This window comes from Micromonospora sp. ZG13, assembly GCF_059359355.1.
The window spans coordinates 484978-501560 of the sequence record NZ_JCADBQ010000001.1 but is presented as its reverse complement, the minus strand read 5'-3'; the positions used below and the strand labels follow the sequence as shown (position 1 = coordinate 501560).

Below are 16583 nucleotides of genomic sequence, written 5' to 3'. Positions count from 1 at the left end.
CCCGCCGCCAGCCGAGCCTTCGTCCAGCGAGCGGGTCGACGCCGCACCCGCCGCAGCCGACCACGGGGGCGACCGGGTCGCCGGCGTCGACCGCGCGCTGGGCGCGGACCGCGCCTTCCGCGAGGACCAGGGCCCCTACCCGGTCACCGCCGGCTCGGACGGCGCGTCCGGGGAACCCGGCCAGGACCGCGCCCCCGGCGGGCCGGGCCAGGGCGGCCGCCGCGCCGAGCGGGCGCCAGGCGCCCCCGGCCAGGACCGGGCGCCGGACGCGTACGACCAGGACCGCGCGGCGGGTGGGGCCGGGCAGGAGCGCGCGTCGCGCGCCGCCGGGCACGATCGCGCCGGCCGTGGCGTCGGCGTGGAGCCGAGCCAGTCGCCGGCCGCTGATCCGGCCGCCGCTGCCGAGCACGCCGACCGGGCAGCGTCGTCCGACCCGGAGACGGGCGCCCCGCGGCAGTCGGCCGCCGAGTGGCCGCCGACGACCGAGCCGGACTGGACCGGCCCGAACTGGAACCGCCCGAGCTGGGGCGCCGCGTGGGCGCCGCCCTGGTCCCGGGAGGAGCCCGAGTCGACAGGGCGGCGCTCCCGCGAGGAGGCCGCGCCCGTCGGCCGCCGTTCCCGGGAGGAGCCCGAGTCCGTCGGCCGGCGGTCCCGTGAGGAGCCCGAGCCGGCGGGGCGCCGCTCCCGCGAGGAACAGCCCCCGGCCTGGGCCGGCGAGCCGCACCGGCCGTACGAGCCGCTGCGCGCCGAGCCCGCCCGGCCGTACGAGCCGCCCCGCGAGCCCGGCCGCCCCTACGAAGCCGCCCCGACCGCGTCGGTGCCCCGACCGTCGTACGAGCGGCCGGCCGGGCCCGACGCCGAGCCGGCGGTTCCGACCGAGCGGCCGGCCTGGGCCGCCGGCGGTTCCGTCCCCGCGCCGGCGGGCGCGCCCCCGCTCGCGTACGCCCCGGAGGCGGCGCCCCGCGCGGAGGACGCCCCGGAGCGGGTGACCCGGCCGTTCCGGCTCCGGCCGGAGAGCGTCGAGCCGCCCGCCGCTGCTCCGGTCGGCCCCCAGGCCCCCGGCGCCGAGGCCGCCACCGGCGGGTTCGGGCGGCGTGACCGCGACCCGTCCGCGCCCGCCCCGACGGGCGCACCCTCCTACGCGGCCCGTCGATCCGCCTCCGAGCCGGCCCCGCCGGCCGCCGCCGACCAGGCGCCGGAGCCGGCGTCGGCGGTGTTGCCGCAGCGCGTCCCCGCTGAGCCGGACGTGCCCGTCGTGCCGGAGCCGCCAGCTGTGGAGCCACCCGCCGAAACCCCCGAACTCGCCCGCATCGCCACCCATCTGCGCCGCGACGACGAGCCCGCCCCGCTGCGGGAGCGCCCGGAGGGCTTCGACGTCAACGCCATCCTCGACGCCGTCCGCGGCGTGGCCGGCGTCCGCGACGCGGCGCTGCGCCGCACCCCGGCCGGCGCGCACAGCCTGCGGCTCGACCTCGCCGACGGGGCCGACCCGGCCGAGGTGAGCCGGCAGGTCGCCCGACTGCTCCAGGACCGGATGGGGCTGGCCGCCGCGCCGCAGAACCTGCCCGGCATGCCGGCCGCGCCCGCCCCGCCGGTACGCCGCCGCTCGGCCGAGCCGCGTGGCGCCGACCCCAGGTCAGCGGGCCCGGCGACGCGCACCGGCGAGCCGTCCTCCGCCGAGCCCCGGGTGCCCGGCGGCAGGGTGGCCGGCAGCCCGCCGGAGGCCCCGCCGACCCGCACCGAACCGCGCCCCGAAACCGAGGGCCCGCGTCGACGCCGGCAGCCCGCGGCCCCGCACCGGGGCCGGGCCACCGTGGAGGAGCCGGGCTCGGTCTCGGCCGCCCCGGCCGGGGCGGCGTCCGGTGTTCCGGCGACCGTCGGCACGTCGTACTCCGGTGGGCAGGTGACGACGACGGAGACCGCGCCGTCGCGGCCGCTGGACACCGGCGGCGTGGTGGGTCCCCGGGTGGTGATCGACCACGTCCAGGTGAGCACCTTCGGGCTCGACGCCACGGTGGAGGTACGCCTGCTCGCGGGCGGGGAGAACGCCGCCGGCTACTCGACCGGGCCGGCCGTCGACGGCTACGTGCTGCGGCTGTGCGCGGTGGCCGCTGCGGCGGCGGTCGACGAGCTGCTGCGCGGCGGCGAGCGCGCCCCCGACGCCGGCCCCGACCGGGGCCGCTGCTTCGTCGAGCACGCCGCCGTGGTGCCCTTCGGCAACTGCGACGTGGCGACGGTCGTGGTGCTGCTGGTCTGCGACGGCTGGGTGGAGCAGCTGGTCGGCTCCGCGCTGGTCGCCGGGGATCCCCGGCAGGCGGTCGTCCGGGCCACCCTGGCCGCGGTCAACCGCCGGATCGAGGCGCTGCTGGCCTGAGCGCCCCGGGCAGCACCTCGGGCAGACTGGAGTCATGAAGCGCGCCACCCTCCGGCCGGACCACCTGCTCCCCGGGCATTCCGTGCCACCGCCCTGGCCGGGGCGGGAGGTACGCCTCGACGGCACGGTGACGTACGTGCGGGACACCCCGGCCACCGCGCCCGGTGCGGAGCCCGCGCTCTACGTGCACGGGCTCGGCGGATCGTCGCAGAACTGGACCGATCTGGCGTACCTGCTCGCCGACCGCCTCGACGGGCAGGCCATCGACCTGCCCGGGTTCGGCCGCAGCGAGCCGGGCCGCCGGTACACCGTCCCGGCCTTCGCCGACCGGGTGATCCGCTGGATCGAGCACTCGGGTCGCGGGCCGGTGCACCTCTTCGGCAACTCGCTGGGCGGGGCGATCTCGGTGCAGGTGGCGGGGGTGCGGCCGGACCTGGTCCGGAGCCTGACGCTGATCTCGCCGGCCCTGCCGTTCCTGGACTTCCGGCGCTCGTTGCAGGGCCGGATGCTGCCGCTGCTGGCGATCCCCCGGGGCGAGCGCCTGGCCGCCTGGCGGCTGGCCCAGATCGCGCCCGAGGTGATGGCCCAGCAGGTGATGGAGTCGTGCGTCGCCGACCTCAGCCGGATCTGCGACCAGCGCCGGGAGGAGGCGCTGGAGGAGATCCGGGTGCGCCACGAGGTCCCGCACTACGCCGCCGCGTACGTGCGGACGTTCCGTGGGCTGGTCTCCAGCTTCCTGCGGTCGTACCTGCCGGGGTCCGGGTCGCTGTGGCGGCTCGCCGCGACGGTCGCGGCGCCCACCCTGGTCGTCGGGGGCCGGGCCGACCGGCTGGTGGACGTGCGGGTGGCGCCGCAGACGGCGCGGGTCGTCCCGGACAGCCGGCTGCTGATGCTCGACGGTGTCGGTCACGTGGCCCAGCTGGAGGTGCCGCGCCTGGTGGCCCGGGCCGTGCTGGGCCTGCTCACCGAAACGGGGGACACCGCCGAGCGGTCCGACATGGCAGGCTGACCGGGATGCCCCCTGCCCGTCGCCCCACCCCGACCCGCCGTGCCCCGGCTTCCGCCGACGGCCGCCGTCGTGCCCCGGCCGGCGCACCCCCGCGCGACGCCGGCGTGGACCTGACCCGCGCGCGGCACCGTCGGCCGGCGCGCCGGCGACGGCTCGTGGAGCTGGTCGCGCTGGTGCTCGCGGTCGGCGCGGCGGTGGCGGTGATCGCCGACCGGCGTGCCGACGTCGGGGCGGAGGCGCTCACGCCCGAGGAGTTGGCCCCCGCGCCGGTGCTCGCGCCGGCGGCGGCCTCGCCGCTGCCGTCGTCGCCCGCCGCGTCGCCCTCGGCCGCCGCGCCCCCGCCGGCCGTGCTCCGGCTGCCCGGGCCGGTGCCGTCGGCGGGCCGGGGCAGCTTCGGCTACGACGACCGGACGGGCCCGGTGCTGGGCGACGCGGGCACGCTGCGCCGCTACCGGGTCGCCGTGGAGTCGGGCGCCGACGAGGACGCGGGCCAGTTCGCCGCCGCCGTCGAGCGGGCGCTCGCCGGGCCGGGGAGCTGGGTCGACGGCGAGCTGCGGTTGCAGCAGGTGGGTGCCGCCGCCCGACACGACTTCACGGTCTACCTCGCCACGGCGAGGACGGCGGGTCGGATGTGTGCGGCCGGAGGGGTCGACATCCGGGTGGGCGGGCGGCCCTACACGTCCTGCCGGGCACCCGGCAAGGTGATCATCAACCTGGAGCGCTGGCGGCTCTCGGTGCCGCACTTCGTGAGCGCGAAGGTGCCGCTGTCGGTCTACCGGACGTACGTGGTGAACCACGAGGTGGGGCACCAGTTGGGGCACCGGCACGAGCGCTGCCCCGGCAGGGGGCGGGTGGCGCCGGTCATGATGCAGCAGACGCTCTTCCTCAACGGCTGCGTGGCCAACCCCTGGCCGTACCGGGACGGGCGCCGGTACGCGGGGCCCCAACTCTGACGCAGGCCCCGTCGGGCACGGCGCGAGGAACGAGCACGGACAGGCCGACCGTCGCCCGCACCCGCTCTCCGGCGGGCAGCGTCAGCGGGCTGGAGAGGACCGCACGTGCGCCCAGTCGGGGGTTGAGCGGGATTCGCGTTTTACGCGACGGAATGCCCGATTGGTGTGCAACGCTCGGCTCATGACGTCGTCGTCCCCTTGCGACCCGCCTGGCCCGGCCCGCCGCCCGACCCCGTCCCGGGCGCCGGCTCCGCCCCACGGGCGGCGCGTGGTGGGGCTCGGCGTACTCCTGCTGCTCGCGGCGACGGCCACCGTGACGCTGGCCCGGGCCGGCGACCGCGCGAGCGTGCCGGCCACCGGCGACGGGCGTCGCACGTCGTACGCGGCGGGGACGGACGAGCGGCCCCGGCCCTCCGCCTACCCCCGCGCGGGTACGGGCGACTTCGTCACGGCGCCCGGCGAGTCCCCGGTGCGGGGCACCGACGGGCCGCTCCTGCACTACCGGGTGGCCGTGGAGCAGGGCACCGGTCAGGACGTCGACTCCTTCGCCGTGGCCGTCGACGAGGTGCTGGGCGACCCCCGGAGCTGGATCGCCTCGGAGGAGCTGCGGCTGCGGCGGGTGGCGGAGGCCGACGACGCCGACTTCACCGTCTACCTCGCCACCCCGGAGACCTCCGAGCGGATGTGCGCCGAGGGCGGGCTGAGCACCGAGGGCTACACCTCGTGCCGGCTCCCCGGCCAGGTGATCATCAACCTGGCGCGCTGGCTGGAGGCGGTTCCCGACTACGGGGCGCCGCTGGCGATCTACCGCGCCTACGTGGTCAACCACGAGGTGGGCCACGAGCTGGGCGAGGTGCACCAGGCGTGCCCGGGGCCCGGCGAGCCCGCGCCGGTGATGCAGCAGCAGACGTACGGCCTGGACGGCTGCGCCGCCAACGCCTGGCCGTACGTGGACGGCTCCCGCTACGACGGCGAGGTCGTTCCCGGCACCTGAGTTATTCCCCTTCCCGCAGTTCGGGCGACGTGTCGCTCCTCATGGCCGATCGAGCCTGGTGCGAGCGACAATGGCCCGGTTCGCCTTCAGCCGATCCCGGGGAGTCCACCGTGTCGTTGCCCCCGCTCGTCGAGCCCGCCGCCGAGCTGACCGTTGACGAGATCCGCCGCTACTCGCGCCACCTGATCATCCCGGACGTCGGGGTGGAGGGGCAGAAGCGGCTGAAGAACGCCCGGGTGCTCTGTGTCGGCGCCGGCGGTCTCGGCTCGCCGGCGCTGATGTACCTCGCCGCCGCCGGGGTCGGCACGCTCGGCATCATCGACTTCGACACCGTGGACGAGTCCAACCTCCAGCGCCAGATCATCCACGGCGTCTCCGACGTCGGGCGCTCCAAGGCCGAGTCGGCCGCCGCCTCGATCCGCGAGATCAACCCGCTGGTGCACGTGGAGATCCACAACACGGCGCTGGACCGGGAGAACGTGCGGGACATCTTCTCCCGCTACGACCTGATCGTCGACGGCACCGACAACTTCGCCACCCGTTACATGGTCAACGACGCGGCGGTGCTGCTCGGCAAGCCGTACGTCTGGGGGTCGATCTACCGCTTCGACGGCCAGGCGTCGGTGTTCTGGGCCGAGCACGGCCCCTGCTACCGCTGCCTCTACCCGGAGCCCCCGCCGCCCGGCATGGTTCCCTCCTGCGCCGAGGGCGGCGTGCTCGGCGTGCTCTGCGCGTCGATCGGCTCCATCCAGGTCAACGAGGCGATCAAGCTGCTCGCCGGCATCGGGGAGCCGTTGGTCGGCCGGCTGATGGTCTACGACGCCCTGGAGATGAGCTACCGCAAGATCAAGGTCCGCAAGGACCCGGACTGCGTGCTCTGCGGCGAGAACCCCACCGTCACCGACCTGCTGGAGGACTACGAGGACTTCTGCGGCGCGGTGTCGGTGGAGGCCCAGGAGGCGGTGGTCGACGCGACCATCACCGCGCTGGAGCTCAAGGAGTGGCAGGACGCCGGCAAGGACATCTTCCTCGTCGACGTGCGCGAGCCGGCCGAGTACGAGATCGTCCGGATCCCCGGCGCGACCCTGATCCCCAAGGGCGAGATCATCTCGGGCGAGGCGCTGGCCAAGCTGCCGCAGGACCGGCAGATCGTGCTGCACTGCAAGTCCGGCGTCCGCTCGGCGGAGGCGCTCGCCGCGCTCAAGTCGGCCGGCTTCCGCGACGCCGTGCACGTGCAGGGCGGCGTGCTCTCCTGGATCAAGCAGATCGACCCGTCGCTGCCGGCGTACTGACCGGCGCCGGCCGAGGTCGCGGCGGGCCGTCCCGATCCCCGCGACCTCGGCCGATTCGCCGAGGCGCGATCACGTTTACGCAGGTAGCGTTGCCGCCGTGGTCGACATTGATGCGGCGGTGGGGTTCGTCGTGGCGCACGGGGACGCGGTGGACCGCGCCCGGCTGTCCCGGCTGCGCACCGGCGCGCCGCCCCCCGCCGAGCTGCTCGACGACGCGGAGGTCGGTCAGGCGCCCGACGGCGGCTGGCCGGCGACGCTGGGCGGAGAGGTCTCCTCCGTGGACGCCACCTGCTTCCGCCTGTCCGAGTTGGACGATCTGGGCGCGCTGGGCCGTCCGGCCGCCCGCCGGGCGCTGGACTGGCTGGCCGCGCGGCAGCTGCCCGACGGCGGCTGGGAGGAGGACCCGGCGCTGGCCGGGGTCGCCCCCGAGTGGGCCCGGCCGGGCGACCCCGAGGCGGCGTTCCACCTGACCGCGAACGCCGGGTTCTGGCTGACCGTCGCCGGCCTGGACGCGCGGGCCGCCGGGCCGCTCGACCACCGCGTCGGCGGCGCGTACGCGGGCGTCGTGCACGCCGCCGCGCAGTCGCTCGTCGCCCGGCTGCGCCCGGACGGCAGTTGGCCGTCCTTCCTGCCCGCCGGCTGGCTCAGCGCGGCCGTCCTGCACCGGCAGGAGATGTTCCACGAGGCGGCGCGGATCCAGGTGATCCTCGCCGAGCGGATCCCGGAGCTGTCCCCGGGCGACGTGGCCTGGCTGGCCGCGACGCTGCGCCGCGTCGGCATCGTCTCCGACGAGTGGCTGCTGGCACGGGCACGGCGGCGGCTGGCCGAGACCCAGCGCAGCGACGGCGGCTGGGAGAGCGACGACGGGCGCCAGTTCGACGTGCACGCCACGCTGAGCGCCATCCGCGCCTGCCGCTGACCGCGACTGACCTGCCCGCCGCCGGGCCGGGGCGCGTCGTCTGCCGGGCCGCCGCCACGGACGCCCGGGCGCCCCCCCGTCCGACCTACTTGAGCTGGCTGATCACCAGCGGCCACCAGGCGTCCGGGGCGAACGCGGCGCGGTCGATGCTCTCCAGGACGGTGCGCAGCGTCTCCGCCCGCTCGGTCCGGCCCGGCTTGCCCTCGTCGGCCTCCACGAAGAGCGCGAACTGGTAGAGGAACTCCACGAAGGTGCGGAAGTTGCTGTTGACGGCCTGGACGTCCTGCTGTTCCAGGTCGAACTGGAGGATCTCGCCGGTCTTCGGGTCGAGCACGTAGAGCAGGTCGGGGTTGTCGGCGACCGCGCCCACCACGATCAGCCGGACGTCCAGCGAGCCGTCCTCGGTGCTGAGCTGGATCGTGTCGAACAGCTCGATGTCGCCTTCGAGGAAGGCGGTGTAGACGACCGCCACGTCGAGCGGGATCTCGTCGCCGGCGGGCAGCATGTCGGGGTCGAATCCCCCCTCCAGCCACGCCTCGCGCGGGTACGGGATGAGCTCGTCCTCGTTCCACAGTGAGCGGAACCGGGGGTCAGCGGCCATCGTTGGTCCTTCGCGTCTCGGGTGTGGACGGCGTGTCGGGCGCCGGGAGGCGGCGTGGGTGCGCCGGGTGCGGGGTGGCGTCAGGACGCCAGGTCGGCGGCGATCAGCAGGCGACGCCAGTTGTCGGCGTACTCGCCGGCGTGCCGGCCCTTGCGGAGCCGCTGGTCCCGGACGCCCGGCCCGAGGACGACGGCGACCAGCTCCGGGTAGGCGGGGCCGAGCACGTGCTCGTCGAAGAACGTGGCCACGTCGGGCGCGACGACGGTGAACTCCACGTCCTCGTCGGGGTGCTCGTACTGGAAGACGTAGTCGTCCGGCTCCATCCAGTAGACGTCGAGATCCTCGGGGTCGAGGTAGATGGGCGCCCCCGCCTCGATCTCGCCGCGCAGCCGTTCCGGGATGCTGTGCACCTCGTGGCCGACCGCGAGCGGGCTGCCCATCGGGTCGTCCTCGTCCACCGTGCGGGCCGCCCAGGCGGCCGGGCTGAGGATCTCCTCGGGCGGGGCGAACCGGAAGTTGTCGCCGGCCAGCCGGCCGAAGAGGCCGTAGACCTCGGCCACGCCGGGCAGGTCGGGGATCGGCTCCAGCGGGGTCGGCTCACCGATCACCACACCGAAGCCGCGCTCGGCCTCCAGGCGCCGCAGCAGCGCGAGTTTCTCCCGGATGCGCTCCAGGCGTGCCGGGTCCTGCGGGCTGGTCACTGGATCACCTTCACGATGACCGGGGTGCCCTCGGGAACGTCCCGCAGCGCGACGGAGATGTCGCTGCCGAGCTGACGATTCGTCCAGGCGTCCATCGGCCTGAGGTTATCGTACGTGTCCGTTCCGTCCAGTTGTAGCTCCTGGATGTGGTCGGGGTCGTAGCCCTGGCCCCGGGCGGTGATCGGCCCCTTGCCCGCGTAGAGGCGCTCCACCACGTTCTTGTTGGCCAGGTACTTGTTGGTCTCCGGGGTGCCCATGTCCTGGGTAAGGCGGCCGTCCTTGGTCAGGCTGCGGATCATCCGGTCCCGGTAGACGTTGGTGCGGGTGCGGCGCTTGCCCGTGGAGGGGTCGTAGACCTTGTTGCTGTCGCGGTCCGACGGGGCCTTCTTCAGGGCCCCGTCCTGGCCGAGCCGTTGCAGGTCGCGGGCCTTGCGGTCGAAGTCCCGCCTGTCGAAGTCCGGCCGGTTCTTCAGCACCAGCACCGCCGGGCCCTTCGGCTTCGTGCCGGCCGACTTGGCGGTGCGGAAGACGTCGGCGTTCTCCAGGTAGGCCGAGACGACGCGGGCGCCCTTGGCCTGCGTCTGCCGGGGCGGGTTGGTCCGCTTCCTAGCCATTGAGCACCGTCTCCACGGCCATGCCGATGAGCTGGTCGATGATCATCCCGGTGATCATCTTGAAGATCGGGATCTGGAGCAGGGACGCCCCGAAGGTGACCGCCGCCGTCACGATGGCCTGCGCGATCTGGATCGCCAGCAGGGCCAACTGGATGATCACCTGGATCTTCAGGGCCAGCACCACGCCCGCCGCGACCATCAGCCCGACGCCGATGACGGTGGCCGGGCGGGCGACGTCGGCGATGTTGCGGGCGGCCGACTCGCCGTCGTTCCACTCGCCGGCGAAGGCGGTGAAGCTCTCGCCCCGGTTGTTGTCGAGCACCGTGCGCGCCGCCGACTCCAGCTGCGCCACCGAGCCGGAGATCTGGCCGGCCATGCCGGTCCACTCCCCGGCGAGCTGGAAGATCGCCGTCTCGTCCGACTGGGGCCACTCGTAGCCGAGCATCGAGAGCAGGGAGGCGAGCTCGCCCGGGAGCGTCAGACCCACCGCGACTCCTTTCCTAGGTCGGGCGGCTCAGGCGCCCAGTGAGCCGAGGATCGAGCGGAACGACGCGGCCGCGTTCTCCTCGGCGGCGCGGTAGCCGTCGGCCATCCCGCGCAGCCCGTCGACGTAGCTCTCCAGCTCGGTGATGTTCGTGCCCAGGCACTCGGCCAGCGCGTCCACGCACGCCTGGTGGGCGACCCCCAGCAGCGAGCCGATGTCGTCGCCGCCGAAGGCCGCGGCGTAGCCGCCGACCGCCGCCTGGAAGCCCTCGAAGACCTGGCGGACGGACTCCTTGGCCTGCTCCAGCTCGTTCGCGCCGCGACCCAGCGCGTCGAGGTCGACGTCGAGGCTCTCCACGCTCAGCTCCCGTGCAGTTTCCGCATTGTCTCGCTGACGGCCTGGCTGATCTCCCGCATCTGCCGCAGGCCCTGGTCCTGGAGGCGTTCGATGGTGGCGGTCATCGCGGCGAGGTCGGGCATCGGTTCGGTCGTCGTGCCCCCGTCGTCCTGGCCGTCGAGCGCCGCGTTGACCGCCTGGCGCAGCCCGGCCGCGAGGTATTCCGAGCCCTCCCGGAGCACCCGGGGGTCGATGTCGACGGCGCTGACCCGGCCGTCGGTGCCGAGCGTGACGCGGATGCGGCCCTCGGCGGCCTCGGCCATCGACTCCGTGCGCTCCCGGGGCGCGGCGGCGCCACCCACCTCGCGCAGCGCGGCCCGCGCCTGCGCCAGTTGCTGTTCCAGGGCACTCTCGCCCAGCATGCCGCCTCCCCAAGACAAGCCGTGCCGAACCCGACCCAGACTAGCGGTCGCCCGCACCCGGGCGGGGACCCCGGAGCCGGCGGCGGTCAGCCGCGCAGGTGGCCGTCCCCGGTCACCACGTACTTGGTGGAGGTCAGCTCGGGCAGGCCCATCGGCCCGCGCGCGTGCAGCTTCTGGGTGGAGATGCCGATCTCGGCGCCGAAGCCGAACTCGCCCCCGTCGGTGAACCGGGTCGAGGCGTTGACCATCACGGCCGCCGCGTCCACCCGGGCCACGAACTCCCGGGCGGCGGTGGTCGAGTCGGTGACGATCGCCTCGGTGTGCCCGGTGCCGTACCGCCGGATGTGCGCGACCGCCGCGTCGAGCGAGTCGACGACGGCGACCGCGATGTCGGCCGAGAGGTACTCGGTGGCGAAGTCGGAGTCGGTGGCCGGCCGCACGGCGGCCGAGTGGGCGGCGACCCGCTCGTCGCCGTGCACGGTGACGCCGGCCTCGGCGAAGGCGGCCAGCATCGGCGGCAGGAAGGCGTCGGCGACCGCCGCGTGCACGAGCAGCGACTCGGCGGTGTTGCAGGTGGACAGCCGCTGGGTCTTCGCGTTGAGCGCGATCGCGACGGCCTTGGCCAGGTCGGCGGCGGCGTCCACGTAGACGTGGCAGTTGCCCACGCCGGTCTCGATGACCGGCACGGTGGACTCCTCGACCACCGTGCGGATCAGGGACGCGCCGCCGCGCGGGATCAGCACGTCGACCAGGCCCCGGGCGCGCATCAGCTCCATGACCGAGTCGCGGCTGCTGGCGTCGAGCAGCTGCACGGCGTCCGCAGGCAGGCCGGCGTCGCCCACCGCGTCGCGCAGCACGGCGACCAGGGCGGCGTTGGAGCTGGCCGCCGACGACGAGCCGCGCAGCAGCGCCGCGTTGCCCGACTTCAGGCAGATGCCGGCGGCGTCGACGGTCACGTTCGGGCGGGCCTCGTAGATGATGCCCACCACGCCGAACGGCACCCGGATCTGGCGCAGCTCCAGCCCGTTGGGCAGGGTCGAGCCCCGGACCACCTCGCCCACCGGGTCCGGCAGCGCCGCCATCTGCCGCAGCGCGTCGGCGATGCCCGCCACCCGCCCCGCGTCGAGGGCGAGCCGGTCCAGCACGGCCGCGCTCAGCCCGGCCTCGCGCCCGGCCGCCAGGTCCGCCGAGTTCGCGGCCAGGATCTCCGGCGTACGCGCCACCAGCGCGTCGGCCATCGCCACCAGCGCGGCGTCCTTCGCCGTACGCGTGGCGACGGCCAGCGCCTCCGCCGCCGTACGCGCCCGCCGGGCCTGCTCGCTCACGCTCATCGCCGCACTCCTCACAGCAGTACGAGGTCGTCGCGGTGGACGACCTCCCGTTCGTACGCCGGGCCGAGCGCCGCGGCGAGTTCCGTGGTGGAGCGGCCGAGCAGCCCCGGCAGCTCGACCGCGTCGTAGTTGACCAGTCCCCGGGCGACCGGCGCGCCCCCGGCGTCCACCAGGTCGACCGGGTCGCCGGCGGTGAACGCCCCGTCCACGGCCGTGATGCCGGCGGGCAGCAGCGACTTGCGCCGGCCCACCACCGCCGCGACCGCGCCCGGGTCGAGGTGCAGCCGGCCCCGGGGCGAGGTGGCGTGGGCGAGCCAGAAGAGCCGGGCGGTCGGGCGCCGGCGGCTGGGATGGAACAGGGTGCCGACGGGCTCGCCGGCCAGCGCCGGGGCGGCCAGCGGCGCGGCGGTCAGTACCACCGGGATGCCGAACCCGGTGGCGATCCGGGCCGCCTCCACCTTCGTCACCATGCCACCGGTGCCCACGCCGGCCCGGCCGGCGCCGCCGATGGTGACCCCGGTCAGGTCCCGCTCGTCGTGCACCTCGCTGATCCGGCTGGAGCCCGGGCGGGCGGGATCGCCGGTCCAGAGGGCGTCCACGTCGGAGAGGAGCACCAGCAGGTCGGCGTGGACCAGGGCGGCGACGAGGGCCGCCAGCCGGTCGTTGTCGCCGAACCGGATCTCCTCGGTGGCGACCGTGTCGTTCTCGTTGACGATCGGCACCGCCCGCAGGTCGAGCAGCTTGCGCAGGGTGCGGTACGCGTTGCGGTAGTGCGCCCGCCGGGTCACGTCGTCGACGGTCAGCAGGACCTGCCCGACGGTCAGCCCGTGCCGGGCGAAGGCGGTCGCGTACCGGCCGATCAGCAGGCCCTGCCCGACGCTGGCGGCGGCCTGCTGGGTGGCCAGGTCGCGCGGGCGCCGGGACAGCCCCAGCGGCGCGAGGCCGGCCGCGATCGCGCCGGAGCTGACCAGCACGACCTCCCGGCCCTCGGCGGCGAGCGCGCCCAGGGTGCCGACGAGCGCGTCGACCCGCCCGTCGTCCAGCCCGCCCCCGGCGGTGGTCAACGAGGAGGATCCGATCTTGACGACGACCCGCCGGGCCGCCGTGACCATGTCGCGCACCCGCCCATTCTGCGTGGTCGGTCCCGGCGTACTCCGGCGCCTTCTCATATCGTGGCCGGTCGTGAGACCTGACGAGTACGTCGAGGCGGTGCTGGAGCTCGTCGAGCGGATCCCGCCCGGCCGGGTGATGTCGTACGGGGCGGTCGCCGACGCGCTGGCGGAACGCTCGGGGCGGGCGTCGGCGCGGCTGGTCGGCTCGATCATGGCCCGGCACGGCGGGGGAGTGCCCTGGCACCGGGTCGTGAACTCGGCCGGCCGCCTGCCACCCGGGCACGAGCGGGAGGCGCGGGAGCGGCTGCGCGCTGAGGGCACGCCGCTGCGCGGCACCGGGGTGGACATGACGGCGAGCTGGTCCCCCGAGGAGGGGATGTGACCCGCGCCATAACGTGAGTAACATTCGGCGCCATGGACGCGCCGTCGGGTGGAGCTGGTCCGGTCGTTGGCGCGCTGCCGCGCCGGGTACACGCCGGTTACGCGCTCGGATCGCTGGCCACCGGCGCCTTCGGCACCGTGCCCGGCCTGCTCCTGCTGCCGTACCTGACCGACACCCTCGGCGTCGCGGCGGGCGCGGCCGCCCTGCTGGTGCTCCTGCCGAAGGCGTGGGACGTGCTGGTCAACCCGGTCGCCGGCCGGATCTCCGACCGCACCCGGTCGCGCTGGGGCGCCCGTCGGCCGTACCTGCTGGTCGCCGGGCTCGCCCTCGGCCTGCTCTTCGCCGCCATCTTCGCCGCGCCCTTCGACGCCGGGCCGGCCGCCGGGGCGTACGTGGCGGTCGCCTTCCTCGCCACGGCCACCGCGTTCGCCTTCTTCCAGGTCCCGTACGTGGCGATGCCGGCGGAGCTGACCGACGACTACGCCGAACGTACCCGGCTGATGAGCTGGCGGATCGCGGTGCTGGCGCTGGCCATCCTGGTCTCCGGCGCGGTGGCCCCGCTGGTGCGCGACGCCGGCGGCGGTGGCCTGCCCGGGCACCGCTGGATGGGCCTCTTCGTCGCCGGGCTGATCGTGCTCGGCGCGGTCGGCGCGTTCCTCGGCACCCGGTCCGCTCCCGGCGGCACGGTGGCGGAGAGCGAGCCGACGCTGCGCGCCCAGCTCGCCGTCGTCGCCGGCAACCGGCCGTTCCGGGCGCTGCTGGTCTGCTTCGTGGTGCAGTCCGCCGGGGTCGCCACCGTCCTCGCCGGGGTCAACTACTTCGCCGAGCAGATCCTGCGCGACCCCGAGGGCGGGCCGACCTTCCTGTTCGCCTGCTTCGTCGCGCCGGCGCTGCTGGTGATGCCGCTCTGGACCCGGGTCGGTGCGCGGGTCGGCAAGCTCGCCGCCCTGGTCGCGGCGTCGCTGATCTTCGCGGCGGGCGCGCTGGCCCTGGTCGCCGCCCCGGTGCTGCCCGCCCTCGCGGTCTACCCGCTGGTGGCGCTGATCGGCGTCGGCTACGCCGGGCAGCAGGTGTTCGCCCTCGCCATGCTCCCGGACTGCATCGCGTACGACACGGCACGTACCGGCCGGCGGCAGGCGGGCGTCTTCACGGGGGTCTGGACGGCCGGCGAGACCTTCGGGCTGGCCCTCGGGCCGGGCATCTTCGGCCTGGTGCTCCAGCTCACCGGCTACGTGTCCTCCGACACCGGCACGGCGGCCGCCCAGTCCGACACCGCCCGACTGGGCATCCTGATCGGTTTCACGGTCCTCCCCGCCCTCCTGGTGGGCCTGGCGGTCCTCTTCCTCCGCCCCTACAACCTGACCCCACCCGTCACCCCCACCCCACCCCCACTGCCGGCGCAGTCGTGGTGGGGACGAAAGCCGCTGACCACCACGGAAAGGGCACCGCAACTCCATGATCGACGACGAAGCTGACCGGCGGGCGCTGCCCGGGAACGGCCTGCCCGCCGAGCGGGTGCTGGCGGAGCTACGGGCGCTGCGGGCCGCCGACCGGCCCACGCACGGGGGGCGGCTGTTCGCGTACGTCTACGACCCGGCGGTGCCCGGCCTGGACGAGCTGGCCGCCGCCGCGTACGCCGGCAGCGCCCACGTCAACGGGCTGGACCCGACCGCCTTCCCGTCGCTGCTGGCGATGGAGAACGCGCTGGTCGGCGCGGCCGCGCGGCTGCTCGGCGGCGGCCCCGGCAGCGCCGCGCCGGACGTCGTCGGCAGCGTCACCAGCGGCGGCACGGAGTCGTTGATCCTGGCCGTCAAGGCGGCCCGGGACGCCCACCCGGAGATCGCCGCGCCCCGGATCGTGGTGCCGGCCAGCGCCCACGCCGCGTTCGCCAAGGCGGCGCACTACCTGCGGGTCGCCGTGGACATGGTGCCCGTGTCGGCGTCGACGCTGCGGCCGGCCGCCGCCGACGTGGCCGCCGCCATCGGCCCCGACACGGTGCTGGTGGCCTGCTCCGCCCCCTCGTACGCGCACGGCGTCGTCGACCCCGTCGCCGGGATCGCCGAGGCCGCCGCCACGGCCGGGGTGCGCTGCCACGTGGACGCCTGCTTCGGCGGCTGGACCCTGCCGTACCTGCGCCGGCTCGGGGTGGACGTGCCGCCGTTCGACTTCGCCGTCGCGGGGGTCACCTCGATCTCCGTGGACCTGCACAAGTACGCGTACGCCCCGAAGGGCGTGTCGGTGCTGCTGCACCGCGATGCGGCGCTGCGCGCCCCGCAGTACTTCGCGTACGCCGACTGGCCCGGCTACACGATGGTCAACCCGGTCATCGCCTCCACCCGCTCCGGCGGCCCGATCGCCGCCGCGTACGCCACCCTGCGGCACCTCGGCGACGACGGGTACCTGCGGCTCGCGGCGGCCACCCGGGACGCCGTCGCCGGCCTGGCCGACGCCGTGCGCGCGACCGACGGGCTGCGGCTGATGGCCGAGCCGGAGTCGACCGTGGTCTGCTTCACCGCCACCGACGCGGGGCTCGACCTCTTCGTGCTGGTCGACGAGCTGGCCGCCCGCGGCTGGCACACCCAGCCCCAGCTGTCGTACGCCGATCTGCCGCCGAGCGTGCACCTGACGGTGACCGCCGCGGTGGCGCCGCGGGTGGCCGAGTTCGGCCCGGACCTCGCCGCCGCCGTGGCCGCCACCCGGGCCGCCGGGCCGGTGGCGCTCCCCGCCGAGCTGCTGGCCCTCGCGACCACGCTGACCCCCGACGCGCTCACCCCCGACCTGGTGGCCGGCCTGGCCGCCGGGCTGGGCCTGACCGGCCCCGCACCCGCCGACACCGCCGGTGCCGGACAGGCCCCGGGCCCCGCCGGTTCCGAAGAGGCCGCCGACCCCGCCGACCCCGGGAACGGCACCGGGCCCGCAGGGCCGACGCTCGGACGGATGGCGGTGGTGAACACCCTGCTCGACGCCGCGCCGCCGGCGCTACGGGAACGGCTGCTGGTGGAGTTCGTCGGCCTGCTGCAACGCCCCGCCTGGTGAGCGGCGGCGGCGTCCACCCCGTC

16 protein-coding genes and 1 pseudogene are annotated in these 16583 nt (G+C 75.6%); 9 read left to right on the top strand and 8 right to left on the bottom strand.

Translation table 11 applies throughout. The annotated features are described in order from the left end of the window. Positions 1–358: 358 nt before the first annotated feature. The 6 genes from AC5L34_RS02410 (at position 359) to AC5L34_RS02385 (ending at position 7541) form a co-directional block, all read left to right on the top strand. Entirely contained in the window at positions 359–2374 is a 2016-nt protein-coding gene (locus AC5L34_RS02410; protein WP_494823809.1) for a hypothetical protein, read from the top strand. Between the two features lie 34 nt (positions 2375–2408). Beyond that, the gene (locus AC5L34_RS02405) at positions 2409–3383 is read left to right on the top strand and encodes an alpha/beta fold hydrolase (protein WP_441176052.1); all 975 of its coding nucleotides are present in this window, start codon (positions 2409–2411) and stop codon (positions 3381–3383) included. Positions 3384–3388: 5 nt separating this feature from the next. Next, complete coding sequence (locus tag AC5L34_RS02400) at positions 3389–4336, top strand: DUF3152 domain-containing protein (protein WP_441176051.1); 948 nt, start codon at positions 3389–3391, stop codon at positions 4334–4336. Positions 4337–4604: 268 nt separating this feature from the next. Further along, positions 4605–5330: a DUF3152 domain-containing protein gene (locus tag AC5L34_RS02395; protein ID WP_441176050.1), complete on the top strand. Its 726-nt coding sequence runs from the start codon at positions 4605–4607 to the stop codon at positions 5328–5330. Between the two features lie 110 nt (positions 5331–5440). Then, complete coding sequence (gene moeZ, locus AC5L34_RS02390) at positions 5441–6622, top strand: adenylyltransferase/sulfurtransferase MoeZ (protein WP_088998301.1); 1182 nt, start codon at positions 5441–5443, stop codon at positions 6620–6622. Between the two features lie 34 nt (positions 6623–6656). Beyond that, positions 6657–7541, top strand: a complete 885-nt coding sequence (locus tag AC5L34_RS02385; RefSeq protein WP_441176259.1) for a prenyltransferase/squalene oxidase repeat-containing protein — start codon at positions 6657–6659, stop codon at positions 7539–7541. 85 nt (positions 7542–7626) lie between these two features. Here AC5L34_RS02385 and AC5L34_RS02380 read toward each other — a convergent pair whose 3' ends face one another. From AC5L34_RS02380 to proB, 8 genes are all read right to left on the bottom strand, one after another. Beyond that, a complete protein-coding gene (locus AC5L34_RS02380) occupies positions 7627–8142 on the bottom strand; it encodes an SUKH-4 family immunity protein (RefSeq protein WP_441176049.1) in 516 nt (171 codons plus the stop codon). 80 nt (positions 8143–8222) lie between these two features. Next, entirely contained in the window at positions 8223–8843 is a 621-nt protein-coding gene (locus AC5L34_RS02375) for a hypothetical protein (protein ID WP_441176048.1), read from the bottom strand. Further along, on the bottom strand, positions 8840–9457 hold the full coding sequence (locus AC5L34_RS02370; protein WP_441176047.1) for a hypothetical protein: 618 nt from the start codon (positions 9455–9457) through the stop codon (positions 8840–8842). The genes AC5L34_RS02375 and AC5L34_RS02370 overlap by 4 nt, the downstream gene beginning before the upstream one ends. Further along, complete coding sequence (locus AC5L34_RS02365) at positions 9450–9944, bottom strand: WXG100-like domain-containing protein (protein ID WP_441176046.1); 495 nt, start codon at positions 9942–9944, stop codon at positions 9450–9452. Before AC5L34_RS02365 ends, AC5L34_RS02370 begins: the two co-directional genes overlap by 8 nt. Positions 9945–9971: 27 nt before the next feature. Further along, on the bottom strand, positions 9972–10298 hold the full coding sequence (locus AC5L34_RS02360) for a WXG100 family type VII secretion target (RefSeq protein WP_101412833.1): 327 nt from the start codon (positions 10296–10298) through the stop codon (positions 9972–9974). 2 nt (positions 10299–10300) lie between these two features. After that, positions 10301–10699 carry a YbaB/EbfC family nucleoid-associated protein gene (locus AC5L34_RS02355; RefSeq protein ID WP_441176045.1) on the bottom strand — a complete coding sequence of 133 codons (399 nt, stop codon included), beginning with the start codon at positions 10697–10699 and terminating at the stop codon, positions 10301–10303. A gap of 86 nt (positions 10700–10785) precedes the next feature. Then, entirely contained in the window at positions 10786–12030 is a 1245-nt protein-coding gene (locus tag AC5L34_RS02350) for a glutamate-5-semialdehyde dehydrogenase (protein ID WP_441176044.1), read from the bottom strand. A gap of 11 nt (positions 12031–12041) precedes the next feature. Continuing rightward, positions 12042–13151, bottom strand: coding sequence for a glutamate 5-kinase (gene proB / locus AC5L34_RS02345; RefSeq protein WP_441176043.1), 1110 nt, complete (start codon positions 13149–13151; stop codon positions 12042–12044). Positions 13152–13212: 61 nt separating this feature from the next. Here proB and AC5L34_RS02340 point away from each other — a divergent pair, with 61 nt between their 5' ends. From AC5L34_RS02340 to AC5L34_RS02330, 3 genes and pseudogenes are all read left to right on the top strand, one after another. Beyond that, on the top strand, positions 13213–13524 hold the full coding sequence (locus AC5L34_RS02340) for an MGMT family protein (RefSeq protein WP_101412829.1): 312 nt from the start codon (positions 13213–13215) through the stop codon (positions 13522–13524). 32 nt (positions 13525–13556) lie between these two features. Next, a pseudogene (locus tag AC5L34_RS02335) lies at positions 13557–14983 on the top strand (MFS transporter). After that, on the top strand, positions 14980–16560 hold the full coding sequence (locus AC5L34_RS02330) for a pyridoxal phosphate-dependent decarboxylase family protein (protein WP_494823692.1): 1581 nt from the start codon (positions 14980–14982) through the stop codon (positions 16558–16560). Before AC5L34_RS02335 ends, AC5L34_RS02330 begins: the two are co-directional and overlap by 4 nt. Positions 16561–16583 lie beyond the last annotated feature (23 nt).

Coding starts and splice junctions, on each gene's coding strand:
- AC5L34_RS02405 (WP_441176052.1), top strand. CDS start 2,409: ATGAAGCGCGCCACCCTCCGGCCGGACCACCTGCTCCCCGGGCATTCC.
- AC5L34_RS02400 (WP_441176051.1), top strand. CDS start 3,389: ATGCCCCCTGCCCGTCGCCCCACCCCGACCCGCCGTGCCCCGGCTTCC.
- AC5L34_RS02380 (WP_441176049.1), bottom strand. CDS start 8,142: ATGGCCGCTGACCCCCGGTTCCGCTCACTGTGGAACGAGGACGAGCTC.
- AC5L34_RS02370 (WP_441176047.1), bottom strand. CDS start 9,457: ATGGCTAGGAAGCGGACCAACCCGCCCCGGCAGACGCAGGCCAAGGGC.
- AC5L34_RS02355 (WP_441176045.1), bottom strand. CDS start 10,699: ATGCTGGGCGAGAGTGCCCTGGAACAGCAACTGGCGCAGGCGCGGGCC.
- AC5L34_RS02350 (WP_441176044.1), bottom strand. CDS start 12,030: ATGAGCGTGAGCGAGCAGGCCCGGCGGGCGCGTACGGCGGCGGAGGCG.
- AC5L34_RS02330 (WP_494823692.1), top strand. CDS start 14,980: ATGATCGACGACGAAGCTGACCGGCGGGCGCTGCCCGGGAACGGCCTG.